Source organism: Thermoanaerobacterium sp. PSU-2, assembly GCF_002102475.1.
Lineage (GTDB): Bacteria > Bacillota > Thermoanaerobacteria > Thermoanaerobacterales > Thermoanaerobacteraceae > Thermoanaerobacterium.
The window spans coordinates 206,817-221,591 of sequence record NZ_MSQD01000001.1 but is presented as its reverse complement, the minus strand read 5'-3'; the positions used below and the strand labels follow the sequence as shown (position 1 = coordinate 221,591).

Here is a 14,775-nt window from a genome sequence, read left to right as displayed (position 1 = left end):
ATATACATACGCCCATCATGGGTACGCGTCTGCCTTTTTACATTTCTTATATACCAAAAATTACAAATAGAAATATCGTGTGCGACTAATCTAAGTATAAAATAATATTGTTATAAGCTTAAACTTTCATTCTATTAAGCCGATAATTATTGTAGAAATGTAAAAATGTTAGGTGGGTTTATATGCTTAATGATATGATGAAAGAAACAGTAGAAGAGAGCCTTAAGTATGTGCCGAGGCTTATTAATGGTATAGATGATGTGATAAGGTTAATAGATGAAGGTAGGTACGCAGAAACAAATTCGTTGCTTATAAGTGTTATAGATGGGCTTAATTGGTCAATAAAAGCAATAACATTGACTATGCCTTTTCATGGCTTTGATTTGGATGTTGAAAAAGTGAATGAGAGTCTAAACGCATTAATGAATGGAATTGAAAACTCAGATTATCAATTAATATCTGATTCGCTGAATTATGAGATTAAGGATATATTATTTGGATATATGAATCACTGCAAAAAAGGAGAGCTTAACTGATGAGTTCATTCGAAATTTTAAAAGCCAAAGATGGTAATGACACTTTGGTATATATGGATGGAAGAAAAAGAAATTTTTTACATAGTTCTTATTATCCAGACAGAGAAGCAAAAGAATGGGCTGATGTCATTGAAATTAATGATGAATCTATATTGATTATCTATGGTATAGGATTAGGCTATCATGTTAATTATCTTTTAGGTAGATTATCACCCAATAATCGGCTGATATTGGTTGAACCATCAAATGAAATATTTCAATTTGCACTAAATAATGGATATTACGATAAATTTAAAAATAGACAGAATTTATATTTTATAAGTGAAGAATCAGAAGAAAAATTAAATGTAATACTGCAGGCTTATATACCGTGGGACAACTTCGAAAATGTTGTATATAAAGAATTTAAACAGTATCCTATCGTTTTTAGAGAATATTATGAAAAATTTAATAAATGCTTGCTGGAAACTATTAATTCTATGAGAATTAATAGGAATACGGCACTTTATTTTGCTGAACAATGGCAATCAAATTTTATGGAGAATTTGGAGTTTGTTTTTAGAAGTGTACCTGTTAAGTCTTTTTTTGATGTATTTAAAAATATTCCTGCAGTAATAGTTTCTGCTGGTCCTTCACTTGACAAAAACATTGATCAATTAAAAGAAGCAAAGGGTAAATGTGTCATAATATGTGTTGGGACAGCTTTAAAAGCGCTTTTGAAAAAAAATATTGAACCGGATTTTGTTGTATCAATAGATGGTGGAAAAAAGAATTTTGAGCATTTTGATGGACATAAAGTCAAATCTCCACTCGTGTACGATTTGACTTTATATCCTAAAATATTAAAAGAATATGAGGGGCCACTTATCATTGCAGAGATTGCATCAGAATATACGAAATTGCTTAGTGACAAATTATCGTTAGATTTTGGAAAATTAAGCACAGGGCCATCTGTAGCTAATTTATCTTTGGATTTTGCATATATGTTAGGATGCAACCCTATTATTTTTATGGGGCAAGATTTAGCGTATTCAGATCATAGGACACATGCATCTGGGACAACTTATGAAAAAGACAGAATAAAAGAGAATACTGACGGAAAAGAGTACATATATGTTAAAGGCAACTTTGAAGAAAAAGTTTTGACTGATCGTGTTTTGCTTTCGTTTAAGACATGGTTTGAAAATTATATATATGGGCATTCGGATAGGATATACATAAATGCTACAGAAGGTGGTGCTCTTATAAAAGGAACTAAAATAATAAGATTTAAAGAAGCAATCGAGCTGTTTATGAAAAGAGAAATAAATATAAGTGATGAGATAGACAGTACATTGAAAAACGGAAAGATTAAATTAGATAAAAGGCAGATCGATGGATTTATAAAAGAGTTTGAAGATGCAATTAAAAACTTAGAAAAAATTAAAAATGACTGTATTCGTGCTGCAAAGCTTTCAAAAAAAATGTATAATGAATATCAGAAGGATGTTAACGCAGACGTATCTCATATAGTATCAATATTAGATAAAATAGACAAAAGATTAAAAAACTCAAAAGATAGTTTTTTGTATATAACTTCTATATTAAACATAGTTACTACAAAAGTTCTAAAAGGTTTTAAACCTGAAAAGGATGAGACGGAAAAGCAAAAAAAATTAAGAATTGCAATGATGTCATATACACTTTATCAAGGAATATATGAAGCGATAGAGAAGTCATTGGAAGGTTTAAAGAAAGCATTAAAGACAGTTGACGAAATCAAACAATGATTAAGTTGAAGACTTTTTAGGAGGATATGTGATGAACTTAAAAAATAAAAAAGTTTTAGTTACAGGGGCAGGAGGATTTATTGGTTCCCATTTAGCAGAAAGATTAGTGGAAATAGGTGCAAAAGTAAAAGCGTTTGTTAGGTATAATTCTAATAATAATTGGGGTTGGTTAGAAAAGTCTAAGTATAAAGATGAGATCGAAATTTATAGAGGTGATATAAGAGATTATGATAGTGTTAGAGATGCTATGAAAGGAGTGGATGTTGTATTTCATCTGGCAGCGCTAATTGGAATTCCATATTCCTATGTATCACCTCTTGCCTATATAAAAACTAATATAGAAGGAACATACAATGTATTGCAATCTGCAAGAGAGCTTGATATAGAAAGAGTTATACATACTTCAACAAGTGAAGTTTATGGAACGGCAAGATACATACCAATTGATGAATTACATCCACTGCAACCGCAGTCACCATATTCAGCGACTAAAATAAGTGCTGATAATTTGGCTTTAAGTTTTTATAATTCATTTGATTTACCTGTAACAATTGTGAGACCTTTTAATACGTATGGGCCACGCCAATCAGCAAGAGCTGTTATTCCTACTATAATAACTCAGATATTAAATGGAGAAAAATATACAAAAATTGGCAATTTAAAACCTACAAGAGATTTGAATTTTGTTTTTGATACAGTTAATGGATTTATAAAAATTGCTGAATGTGATGAACTAGTTGGGAACATTACAAATGTTGGTTCTGGACATGAAATTTCGATAGGTTCTTTAGTAGAGATGATTTTAAAGTTAATGGATGCTAATATCGAAATAGTACAAGACGAACAAAGATTTAGACCAGAAAAAAGTGAAGTTGAAAGATTAGTATGTGATAGCTCTAAAATAAAGAAATATACTGATTGGAGACCCGAATATCAACTTGAAGATGGGCTAAAAGAAACGATTAGATGGATTAAGGATAATATCAGCTTATATAAATCGGAGGTATATAATGTATAATATACAACTTGATTCGCCTAATTTAGGCGATAAAGAAAAGGACTATTTAGTGAAATGCATTGAAAGTGGTTATGTATCTACTGCTGGTCCTTTTGTTCCTGAATTCGAAAGAAGATTTGCTGAATTTTTAAATGTAAATCATTGTGTTTCGGTTCAAAGTGGAACAGCAGCACTGCACATGGCACTTTATGAATTAGGCATTAAAGACGGTGATGAGGTTATAGTTCCTTCTATTACATTTGTTGCGACTGTTAATCCGATAGTTTACTGCGGAGCAACTCCTGTATTTGTTGATGTTGATAAAGACACATGGAACATAGATCCAAGAGAAATAGAAAAAGCGATTACACCTAAAACAAAAGCAATTATTCCTGTACATTTATATGGCAATCCATGTGATATGGATAAAATAATGGAGATAGCAATGGAGAACAATATTTATGTTATAGAAGATGCAACGGAAAGTCTTGGAGCTTCATATAAAGGAAGTATGACAGGGACAATAGGCCATGTAGGATGTTTTAGCTTTAATGGTAATAAAGTAATAACTACAGGAGGAGGGGGTATGGTATCTTCGAATAATGAAAAATGGGCCTCACATATAAGATTTTTGGTAAATCAGGCGAGGGATATGACTCAAGGCTATTTTCATACAGAAATAGGTTTTAATTATAGAATGACAAATTTAGAAGCATCTTTAGGAATTGCTCAACTTGACCGATTGGCAGGATTTTTAGAAAAAAAGCGGATGTATTTTGAGATTTACAAGGAAATTTTTGATGGGATTGAAGAAATTTCTTTGCAAAAAGAATATGAAAGTGCAGAAAGTTCTGCTTGGTTACCTTCAGTAAAAATTGATTGTAAAAAAGTAGGTATGGCTATACCTCAAATTCAAGATGAATTAAAAAGAAGGGGCATTCCAACAAGAAGAATATTTAATCCTATAGTAGATTTTCCTCCTTATAAAAAATACAAGAAAGGAAGCTATAGTAATTCTTATGAAATATATGAAAACGGCTTAAATTTACCTGGTTCAACATTAAATACTTATGAAGATATAAAATATGTTGCAAAAACTTTATTAGATATTTTAGGTATAAAAAAGAGGTGAGTATATGAAGAAGATTGCAGTTGTTACAGGTACAAGAGCAGAGTATGGTTTACTTTATCCTCTATTAAAAAAAATTAAAGAAACAAATTTATTTGATCTTCAAATAATAGTTACAGGAATGCATTTATCGCCTGAATTTGGATTAACTTTTAAAGAAATTATTGATGATGGATTTGAGATAAATGAAAAAATAGAAATGCTATTATCAAGTGATTCAGAAATAGGCATTACAAAATCAATAGGGTTAGGAATAATTGGTTTTGCAGATGCATTGAATAGATTAAGGCCTGATATAGTAATTTTATTGGGTGATAGATTTGAAACATTTGCTGCTGCTGTAGCATGTTTAGTTGCTAAAATACCAATAGCTCATCTTTATGGAGGAGAATTAACTGAAGGTCTAATTGATGATGCTATTAGACATTCGATAACAAAAATGAGTACATATCATTTTACATCTACCGAGGTTTATAAAAATAGAGTTATTCAACTTGGAGAGAATCCTGAAAGAGTTTTTAATGTGGGGGCTTTAGGAATTGACAATATAGAAAATATTAAGTTGCTTTCAAGGGAAGATTTACAAGAAGAATTGTCGTTTAAGTTAGGAGAAGTAAATATTTTAGTTACATATCATCCTGTTACACTTGAAAATAATACTTCACAGGCCCAATTTATTGAATTATTAAAGGCTTTGGATAGTTTTAAAAATGTAAAAATAATATTTACAAAACCTAATGCCGATACAGATGGTAGAATTATATCTATGCTTATAGATAACTATGTAAAAACTAATACAGATAGGGCAGCAAGTTTTACTTCGTTAGGACGCTTAAAGTATTTATCTTTGATGAAAAATGTTGATGTTATATTAGGGAATTCATCAAGTGGAATAATTGAGGCACCAACATTTAAAAAGCCAACAGTAAATATCGGAGACAGACAAAAGGGAAGAATAAAGGCGAAAAGTGTAATAGATTGTGAAGCGAATTCTGAAAAGATAGTATTGGCACTAAAAAAAGCATTGTCTACAGAATTTAAAAAATTATGTAAAACTATTGATAACCCATATGGTGATGGCAAATCATCAGAAAGAATAATAAATATACTTAAGAAGATTTTAGATACAAATATATCAATTAAGAAGACTTTTTATGATATGGTGATGTAAAGTGAGGATATTATTTATTGGAACTGTTGAATTTTCAAAGAGGATATTAGAAAAATTAATAGAATTAAACTGTAATATTGTGTCTGTATTAACAAAAGAAAAATCTAAGTATAATTCTGATTTTGTAAATTTATCTGAATTATGTATTCACAATAATTTGGAATATAAATATTTTAATAATATTAACGAATTTGAAACTATAAAGTATATAAAGAGTAAAGAACCAGATATTATATTTTGTTTTGGCTTATCACAGCTAATAGGAAAGGAACTATTGAATATACCTCCAATGGGAGTTTTAGGCTATCATCCAGCTTTGTTGCCGCAAAATAGAGGTAGACATCCGATAATATGGGCATTGGCGCTAGGCTTAAAGGAGACAGGATCTACATTCTTCTTTATGAATGAGGATGCAGATAGTGGTGATATCTTATCACAGGAGAAAATTGAAATAAATTATTCAGATGATGCCAAAAGTTTATATGAAAAGATTACATCCATTGCACTTAAACAAATTGAAAATTTTATTCCTTTATTGGAAAATGGAACTTATAAAACAATTAAACAAGATAATGTTATATCCAATTATTGGAGAAAGCGAAGCGAAAAAGACGGAGAGATAGACTGGAGAATGTCATCATATACAATTTATAATTTAGTCAGGGCTTTAACTAGGCCTTATCCTGGTGCATATTTTTTTTATAAGAATAAAAAAGTTAGGGTTTGGAAAGTAAATGAGGTAAGAACTAATAGATATGACAATTTAGAACCTGGCAAAGTTATTAAAAATAACAATGGTGTATTATTAATAAAAGCAGGAGATAATTGCATTGAGATTACGGATTGTGATTTAGGAGAAATAATTATGGAAGGTGAATATTTATGATTTTAATGGTAGTTTCTCCACATCCAGATGATGAAACACTTGGAGCCGGAGGCACAATACTTAGATATAAGAAGAATGGATATAAAATTGCTTGGTTAAATTTTACTGATAAGAAGGAGGAATATGGATATTCTATAACTGAAGTAGATAAGAGAACTAGTCAAATTAATAATGTGATTAAATCGTATGATTTTGATTACTTTTACAATTTAAAATTGCAACCATCCGGTTTAGATAAGTATCATAAAAAAGATTTAATAGAGGAGGTATCAAATATAATAAGACAAATTGAGCCTAATAGAATAATTTTACCGTATAGATACGATATTCATTCAGATCATAAAGTCGTTTTTGATGTTTTAAATTCGTGTACGAAAGTTTTTAGATTTCCTTTTATTAAATGTATTTTAATGATGGAAATTCCATCTGAATCTGATTATGCAAATTCTGATAATGGTTTTGTTCCAAATTACTTTATAGATATTAGTGATTTTATTGAGAAAAAGATTAAAATATTAAATATTTATGATGATGAGATTAAAGAGCACCCTTTTCCAAGAAGCGAAGATAGTGTAAAGTCTTTAGCTCTAATTAGAGGTTGTGCTTCAGGTTGTAGATATGCTGAAGGTTTTAGAATTTTAAAATTTATAGAAGATTAGATGTTGGAGCGTGATGATATAATGCTTAAAATAGCAAATAGAACAATATCAGAAAATTCTTCTGTATTTGTTATAGCTGAAGCAGGAGTGAATCATAATGGTGATTTAGAAACAGCTATGAAATTAGTTGATGCGGCGTCTAAAGCAGGTGCAGATGCAATAAAATTCCAAATATTTCAAACGGAAAATTTAGTAAATAAAGATGCAGAGAAAGCTGAATACCAGAAATTGACTACATCTCCAGATGAAACACAGTATGATATGTTAAAAAAGTTAGAATTGTCTTATGATGATCATATCAAAATAATGGAATATTGCAAAAGGCGAAATTTAATCTATTTAGCAACTCCTTTTGATTATGAAAGTGCCGATATGTTGGAACAAGCTGACGTACCTGCATTTAAAATTGGTTCTGGTGATATTACAAATATTCCCTTCTTAAAATACATTGCAAAAAAAAAGAAACCAATAATACTTTCCACGGGAATGTCTAATTTAGGTGAAATCGAAGAAGCGATAGAAGTGATTAAAAATACTGGTAATAAGAGTATAATCTTATTGCATTGTACATCAAATTATCCAACTGAATACAAAGATGTTAATTTAAATGCAATGATCACTATGAAAAATGCTTTTAAGCTACCTGTTGGTTATTCAGATCATACTCTTGGCATTGAAGTTGCAATAGCAGCAGTTTCGATGGGAGCATTGATTATTGAAAAACATTTTACTCTTGATAAAAGAATGATAGGCCCTGATCACAAGGCTTCACTTGAGCCAAGCGAACTTAAGCTTATGATTAAAAGCATTAGAAACATAGAGGCGGCATTAGGAAATGGGATAAAAAGATGTAGAGAGAATGAAAAAAATGTTAGAGATGTAGCAAGGAAGTCAATTATTGCAGCTAAAGATATACCCAGTGGCAGTGTCATAACGGAAGAGATGCTAATTACAAAAAGGCCAGGAACTGGTTTGCCTCCTAAGTTTTTTGATTATTTAATTGGTAAAAAAGCCAGAATTCATATTTTAAAGGATACAATTATTGACTTTTCTATGCTTGAATAATAATTATATGCTTTTTCCAAGGAGGAATTCTTTTGGATAAATTAATTTTAATTGGTGCAGGTGGTCATGCAAAAGCGGTGATAGATATACTGAAAAAAAATAATAAAATACATATTGAAGGACTAATAGGCAAATCTGATGAGATTGGCAAAAAAGTTTTAGGCGTACCGGTTATTGCAACTGATGAGCAATTAAATGATTTATTAAAACGTGAGATAAATTATGCACTAATAGTTGTTGGAAGTGTTGGAGATAATTATTTGCGAAAAAATTTGTATGAAAAAGTAAAGGAGATCGGCTTTACCTTTATTAATGCATTTCACCCATCAGCTATTATTTCAGAGCATGTAAAATTCGGGCGAGGAAATGTTGTAATGGCTGGTACTTTTATAGGTCCTGATACCCGAGTTGGAAATAACGTGATAGTAAATACAGGATCTATTATTGAACATGATTGCATAATAAGCGATCATGTTCATATTGCTCCAGGCGTTAAAATTGCAGGAGGAGTTAAAATAGGTGAAGCAAGTCATATTGGAATTGGGTCTGTTATTATTGAGGGAATAAAGATAGGTAAAAATTCTTTAGTTGGAGCTGGTACTGTTGTCTTAGATGATGTACCTGATAATGCTGTTGTTGTAGGTATTCCAGGGACAATAAAAAAATATAGGTATGATATGGGGAGAAATCAATAATGGAGAATAAGGTTAAATCCGTTGTTATTAGCGATAAATGTATTATTAAAAATGCTATAAAGCAGTTAAATGAAAATAGATTACAAATTCTTTTAGTTGTTGATGATGATGATAGGTTTGTTGGAACTGTTACAGATGGAGATATAAGAAGGGCGATATTGGATAATGTATCATTGGAACAGCCTGTTTCTACCATTATGAATAAGAAACCAAAATATGTTTATAGAGGACAAGAAGAAGTTGCTAAAGAGTTGATGATAAAGTATAAAATAAAAACTATTCCTGTAATAGATAATGAAAAAAGAGTTATCGATTTAATACTGATGGAAGAATTTATTGGAGTAAAATGTGAATATTCAAAGAAGAATAACAGTGTTTTTATTATGGCTGGCGGTAAGGGTACAAGGTTAGATCCGTTTACAAAAATACTTCCGAAACCATTGATACCTATAGGTGATAAGCCTATAATAGAGATTATAATGAAAAATTTTAAAAATTACGGTTTTAATGATTTCATAATTTCACTTAATTATAAAGCCGAAATTATAAAATTATATTTTGCAGAAAATCCAGACGGATATAATATAGATTTTGTTCATGAAAAAGAATTTCTCGGAACAGCAGGCTCATTAAGGCTTGCAATTGATAAGTTAAATAATACATTTATAGTATCGAACTGTGACGTAATCATAGATATTGATTTCGATGAACTTTTAAAATACCATGAGAAAAGTGGCAATGATGCTACAATAGTAGGTGTAGTTAAAAATATGCAGATTCCATATGGCGTTATGGATGTTAACAATGGTGAATTAATAAATATGATAGAAAAACCAGAGTATAATTTTGTAATAAATTCAGGTGTATATGTTTTAGAACCCGAATTGATCAGGTTGATTCCAGATGGACAATCTTTTAATATGCCGGATTTGTTATTAAAGTCAAAAGATTATGGATATAAAGTTGGTGTATATCCTGTAAGCTCGAAGTGGTTTGATGTTGGACAATGGGAAGAATATCGTAGTACATTGGAATATTTCAAAAAGGTGGATAGTGTATAAGATGTATAAAGGAAAATCAATATTAGCGATAATACCTGCAAGAGGCGGTTCAAAAGGGGTTAAAAGAAAAAATGTGAGACCTTTATTGAACAGGCCTCTAATAGCATATACTATTGAGGCTGCGTTGCAAGCGAATTTTTTAGATAAAATAATTGTTTCGACAGAAGATCCAGAAATAGCAAGTATATCAAAGGAATTTGGAGCAGAAATTCCTTTTATGAGGCCCGTTGAATTAGCTTCTGACGATGCAAAAGCGATAGATGTTATTTTTCATGCGATGAATTGGCTGGAAAAAAATCATGCTGTATATGATTTAGTTATGCTTTTACAACCAACATCACCGTTAAGAAAAGCGTATGACATAAAAAATGCGATTGACATTTTGTATGAAAAAAAAGCAAGGGCGGTGGTTTCGGTTTGTGAGGCTGAGCATTCTCCTTTATGGATGAACGTCTTAAACGAGGATTTGTGTATGAAAGATTTTCTAAGAAAAGATGTTTTAAATAAAAATAGGCAAGAAATAAGTAAATATTATAGAATAAATGGAGCAATATATGTATCGGATTGGAATTATTTAATACAAAATAAAGGCTTCTTTGGTGAAAAAACATATGCGTATATTATGCCTAATGAAAGATCTATAGATATTGATACAGAACTGGATTTAAAATTTGCTGAATTTTTGATGAATAATTTTCATATACAAAAATAGACATATATTAAAATTTTTATAATCATTAAATATCCATGGAGGTGTTCTATATTATACCCAATACAAAGTTAGAGATGCTTGATGCCGAATACTGGATAGAAAAGATACCCGATGCTGATAGCCTTATAATGACGCAAAATAATATTATGAAGTTCAATCAAAAGATTGTAGAAAAATGCGGTAGCGTATATGATTTAAAAAGCTATAGGGATAGTCTTACTTATGATGAATTGTTGTCTTTGATAAAAGAATATAAGTTGCCAGAAAAAGAGATGTATTTTAGAAATGGTGAAGTAGTGAAAAGAGATTTTTATTATCACATAAATGGCAATTTAAATATCACTGAAATAAAAGAAGTTAATCCAGTACAGTACGGTATCACCAGAAGAAAAACATCTCTTAGAAGCTTTCCTACGGAGATAGCGGTATACAGCAAGAAAGGCGATATCGAATTTGATAGATTTCAAGAGACATCGTGTCAAGCATTAGAGCCTGTTTTGGTGCTTCATGAAAGCAAGGATAAAAAATGGAATTTTGTACAGATATACAACTACAGAGGTTGGGTAAAGGCATGTGATATAGCAATCGCCAAAAATAAGGAAGAAGTGTTTGATTATGTTGATACAGATGACTTCATAATGGTGATTGGAAATCATGTCAAAACGCAGTTTAATCCTTATGATAGAAATGTATCTGAAATTCAGTTTGACATGGGGACGAAAATACCACTGGAAAAGAATATGATTTACAGTGTAGGTAATCAATCTACTTATGGCAATTATGTTGTTAAGCTTCCTTCAAAGGATGATAAAGGTAATTTAGTATTTAAAGATGGCCTTATATCGATAAAAGAAGATGTCCATTGGGGCTATGTCCCATACACGAGAGCCAATATTTTAAATCAGGCGTTTAAACTTATTGGCGATAGATATGGATGGGGAGATAGCTTCAATGGCAGGGATTGCTCCAGCTTTGTCATGTATGTATACAAGACATTTGGATTTAAGCTTCCAAGAAATGCTGATGAGCAGGAAAAATGTCCAGGAATAGTCTATAAATTTTCTGATGGATTATCATTAGATGAGAGAATAAAGGTTTTTGATAAGATTAAGCCTGGCGCAGCTTTATACATGCCGGGTCATGCTATGATGTACGTTGGAATGGATGGCGGAGTGCCTTACATCATACATGATTTTACTGGATATGGAGCAAAAAATGGAGATAAGTATGATTTTGTGCCTGTTAATGAAGTCATGGTCACATCATCACTTCTACCTACATCAAATGGCATGCCATTTATAGATAGATTTTCTTCTGCCATTCAGTTTGAGATGTAGTTATTGCTTTTCTGTAAGCATATCCCAGTATTTTTTAGGCATGTGTTGTCTTTGAAGCCTTAGGTTTTTTCTTTCTTCTATAGAGATGCTTTTATGATACATTTTCCATAGGATTTCGTAGTCTTCTGTGTCTTTCATATTAGATATATTTTCAAGAGGCATGTCGATGATTATCCATGCTTTTTTATCATATACAGCCGACAAGTTCCTCTTTTCGTCGTGTATTATGAAATACTGGTCTTGAAATCTTTCAGCAAAGTGAGGCATTATGATAGGCAGTACGTTGTAGTCTGGATGTATCTTTGCAATAAACAATCCTTTTTTGACTTCTTTAAATCTGATTAATTCTATCATCTTGTACGCTTCATGTTTTACTCTTTGGCTTAATTTTGTCACTTCATGGACTACGTCATTTTGAATGAAGTAGTCTATTTTTTTGCCTATTTTAAAGCCCAATCTGACATATTTATATATCAGCATGTAAGACGACTCCAACTCTGACAGATAAACATAGTAAATATTTCTGAGTGCTTCTTTTGATATTTTTGTCGTAATGGCATTTTGCACCTTATCTGATTTATCTATATCCGTTGCTACAAATACACCATGGCCAAGAAAGTTTATTTGATGATTGACTTCAGAAAAAATGTCATTGGGATGTTGGTGACTGTAATACGATTCGTATACAACAGTCATGAGGCCATCAAATGTCCCGTCGAATATGTAGTTTATCATATATCTACTCTCCTAACTAAGCTATACGATTATCGGCAAATTCTTAAATTTATTATTGATGTCGAATATGCTAAGCTGTCCATCTAAAATGCGATTCTTATTGGTAGTTAGTTTGTTTTTTATTTTGTCTTTTTCCATTTCGCATTCACCGTAGTACTTCCCATTGCATGTTATAAAATACTTTGCCCTTTTTAATACGACTCCCAGTTTTTTAAGTGAATCATAGTTAAGGTTAGCAGCTTTCCGCGCCTTCACAATCCGCTTTGCTGTCCTTAAACCTATGCCTGGTACTCGTAAAAGCATGTTGTAGTCTGCAGTGTTGACTTCGACAGGAAATAGGTTTAGATTTTTCATGGCCCAGTTGATTTTGGGGTCCAATGATACATCAAAATTTGGCTCTTCTTCAGTCAGCAATTCATCAGCTTTGAAATTGTAGTACCTTAAAAGCCAATCAGCTTGATACAAGCGGTGCTCCCTTAAAAGAGGAGGTGATGATACTCCCAAAAGATTGTTGCCATTAAAAACCGGAATGTATGCGGAGTAATACACTCTTTTAAGGTCATAATATTTATACAGATTCTCTGATAATTTTAATATAGTCCTATCGCTTTCTGGTGTTGCACCTATGATAAGCTGTGTCGTCTGTCCTGCAGGCACAAATTTATCTGTGTGGCGCATCAGCTTTTTTGACTCACTCTTTTCCAACAGTTGACTGTGTATGAAACTCATTGGCTTTATTATTGATTCTTTTGTCTTTTGAGGTGCCAATAATTTTAAAGACTTTTCTGATGGAAGCTCGATATTTACACTCATGCGATCTGCGTAAAGGCCGGCCAGCCTAATGAGATTTACGTCTGCACCTGGGATAGCCTTTAAATGTATGTATCCGTTAAAATTGTATTCCTCCCTCAGTTTTTTGACAGTCTTAATGAGAAGCTCCATCGTGTAGTCAGGGCTTTTGTATACAGCCGAGCTTAAAAACAATCCTTCTATGTAATTTCTGCGGTAAAAATTTATCGTAATGTCAGCAAGCTCGTCTGGGGTGAATATTGCTCTTTCTACGTCATTTGAACATCTGTTTACACAATATGAGCAGTCGTAGATGCAGATATTTGTAAAAAGTATTTTAAGAAGGGATATGCACCTGCCGTCTTCAGACCAACTGTGGCATATGCCATAGAAAGCTGCGTTCCCTATTCCGCCATTTTTGTTTTCTCTATCGCTTCCGCTGGATGAGCATGATACATCGTATTTTGCTGCATCAGCCAATATCCTTATCTTTTCGAGAAGATCCATATTAAAACACCTCAATGATATTATAACACAAACATATGTTCAGATAAAAGCGTTTATATAGTGTTTGAAAAAAATTTAATAAAAATTTCTTAAAGCCGATATATAAAAATGAAGTAAGTTACAATAGCTTATATGGAGGAGAAAATGGCGAAGATCATAAAAGAACATTACTATAAAAATGATTCAGTGGAGGAGAAGATAAAGCTATTGAAGAAAGAGCTTAATAAGAACATAGTAGATATGGCGAAAGCGCTGGAGATAAGTCAGGAATTAGATAAGCTTATTGTAGAATACATGTCTTGCGAAAAAAGCGCCAAATAAATTCACTAATTTTTTTAAATATTTTGCCGATATAGAAATTAACATGTGAGTTATTTTTAGGGAGGTATATAGATGATTCAAAATATATCATTAGAAGGAGGAAGTGGAAAGCTAAATAGCTTATTGACTGACAAGATTGATGACGTAAAAGAGATTTTCAAAAATCCGGTTGATGAGAAAACGGTAAAAGACGAAATAAACGACGTCAACAATAAAATCAAGAAAAATGACGGTACATATTTTGAATTTTCTGTTCACAAACCTACAAATACAATAGTGGTGAAAATTGTAGACAGCAAGACAAATGAAGTCATAGACGAGATCCCGCCAGAAAAAATATTGGATTTGGTGGCGGGATTGTGGAAAATAGCAGGGCTTTTTGTTGATAGAAAAATTTAGGAGGAGT

16 protein-coding genes are annotated in these 14,775 nt (G+C 31.6%); 14 read left to right on the top strand and 2 right to left on the bottom strand.

Annotation, left to right across the window (positions count from 1 at the left end; all coding sequences use genetic code 11):
* Positions 1-182: 182 nt before the first annotated feature.
* The 12 genes from BVF91_RS01240 to BVF91_RS01185 are packed head-to-tail and all read left to right on the top strand — an operon-like array spanning position 183 to position 12,017.
* Positions 183-536, top strand: coding sequence for a DUF8042 domain-containing protein (locus BVF91_RS01240; RefSeq protein ID WP_085111718.1), 354 nt, complete (start codon positions 183-185; stop codon positions 534-536).
* Complete coding sequence (locus BVF91_RS01235; RefSeq protein ID WP_085111717.1) at positions 536-2,305, top strand: motility associated factor glycosyltransferase family protein; 1,770 nt, start codon at positions 536-538, stop codon at positions 2,303-2,305. The genes BVF91_RS01240 and BVF91_RS01235 overlap by 1 nt, the downstream gene beginning before the upstream one ends.
* A gap of 31 nt (positions 2,306-2,336) precedes the next feature.
* Positions 2,337-3,323: an NAD-dependent 4,6-dehydratase LegB gene (locus BVF91_RS01230; RefSeq protein ID WP_085111716.1), complete on the top strand. Its 987-nt coding sequence runs from the start codon at positions 2,337-2,339 to the stop codon at positions 3,321-3,323.
* On the top strand, positions 3,316-4,434 hold the full coding sequence (locus tag BVF91_RS01225; RefSeq protein WP_085111715.1) for a LegC family aminotransferase: 1,119 nt from the start codon (positions 3,316-3,318) through the stop codon (positions 4,432-4,434). Before BVF91_RS01230 ends, BVF91_RS01225 begins: the two co-directional genes overlap by 8 nt.
* 4 nt (positions 4,435-4,438) lie before the next feature.
* Entirely contained in the window at positions 4,439-5,602 is a 1,164-nt protein-coding gene (neuC, locus tag BVF91_RS01220; RefSeq protein WP_085111714.1) for a UDP-N-acetylglucosamine 2-epimerase, read from the top strand.
* A 1-nt stretch (position 5,603) separates the two neighbouring features.
* Positions 5,604-6,488: a methionyl-tRNA formyltransferase gene (locus BVF91_RS01215; protein WP_085111712.1), complete on the top strand. Its 885-nt coding sequence runs from the start codon at positions 5,604-5,606 to the stop codon at positions 6,486-6,488.
* Positions 6,485-7,147, top strand: coding sequence for a PIG-L deacetylase family protein (locus tag BVF91_RS01210; RefSeq protein ID WP_085111711.1), 663 nt, complete (start codon positions 6,485-6,487; stop codon positions 7,145-7,147). Before BVF91_RS01215 ends, BVF91_RS01210 begins: the two co-directional genes overlap by 4 nt.
* A 3-nt stretch (positions 7,148-7,150) precedes the next feature.
* On the top strand, positions 7,151-8,212 hold the full coding sequence (gene neuB, locus BVF91_RS01205) for an N-acetylneuraminate synthase (protein WP_276204884.1): 1,062 nt from the start codon (positions 7,151-7,153) through the stop codon (positions 8,210-8,212).
* A 32-nt stretch (positions 8,213-8,244) separates the two neighbouring features.
* Positions 8,245-8,907 carry an acetyltransferase gene (locus tag BVF91_RS01200; RefSeq protein WP_085111710.1) on the top strand — a complete coding sequence of 221 codons (663 nt, stop codon included), beginning with the start codon at positions 8,245-8,247 and terminating at the stop codon, positions 8,905-8,907.
* Positions 8,907-9,968, top strand: a complete 1,062-nt coding sequence (locus tag BVF91_RS01195; RefSeq protein WP_085111709.1) for a nucleotidyltransferase family protein — start codon at positions 8,907-8,909, stop codon at positions 9,966-9,968. The genes BVF91_RS01200 and BVF91_RS01195 overlap by 1 nt, the downstream gene beginning before the upstream one ends.
* Position 9,969: 1 nt before the next feature.
* The gene (locus BVF91_RS01190) at positions 9,970-10,680 is read left to right on the top strand and encodes an acylneuraminate cytidylyltransferase family protein (RefSeq protein ID WP_085111707.1); all 711 of its coding nucleotides are present in this window, start codon (positions 9,970-9,972) and stop codon (positions 10,678-10,680) included.
* A 35-nt stretch (positions 10,681-10,715) separates the two neighbouring features.
* On the top strand, positions 10,716-12,017 hold the full coding sequence (locus tag BVF91_RS01185) for an SH3 domain-containing protein (protein WP_085111706.1): 1,302 nt from the start codon (positions 10,716-10,718) through the stop codon (positions 12,015-12,017).
* Here the strand turns inward: BVF91_RS01185 and BVF91_RS01180 are convergent, their stop codons facing one another.
* Both BVF91_RS01180 and BVF91_RS01175 read right to left on the bottom strand, forming a co-directional pair.
* Complete coding sequence (locus BVF91_RS01180) at positions 12,018-12,752, bottom strand: TIGR03915 family putative DNA repair protein (protein ID WP_085111705.1); 735 nt, start codon at positions 12,750-12,752, stop codon at positions 12,018-12,020.
* A 21-nt stretch (positions 12,753-12,773) separates the two neighbouring features.
* Positions 12,774-14,048 carry a putative DNA modification/repair radical SAM protein gene (locus tag BVF91_RS01175; RefSeq protein WP_085111703.1) on the bottom strand — a complete coding sequence of 425 codons (1,275 nt, stop codon included), beginning with the start codon at positions 14,046-14,048 and terminating at the stop codon, positions 12,774-12,776.
* Positions 14,049-14,192: 144 nt separating this feature from the next.
* Between BVF91_RS01175 and BVF91_RS01170 the strand changes: the two genes are divergently transcribed.
* Both BVF91_RS01170 and BVF91_RS01165 read left to right on the top strand, forming a co-directional pair.
* Entirely contained in the window at positions 14,193-14,369 is a 177-nt protein-coding gene (locus BVF91_RS01170) for an aspartyl-phosphate phosphatase Spo0E family protein (protein WP_085111702.1), read from the top strand.
* A gap of 72 nt (positions 14,370-14,441) precedes the next feature.
* Positions 14,442-14,768: a flagellar protein FlaG gene (locus BVF91_RS01165; protein ID WP_085111701.1), complete on the top strand. Its 327-nt coding sequence runs from the start codon at positions 14,442-14,444 to the stop codon at positions 14,766-14,768.
* The last annotated feature ends 7 nt before the right edge of the window (positions 14,769-14,775 follow it).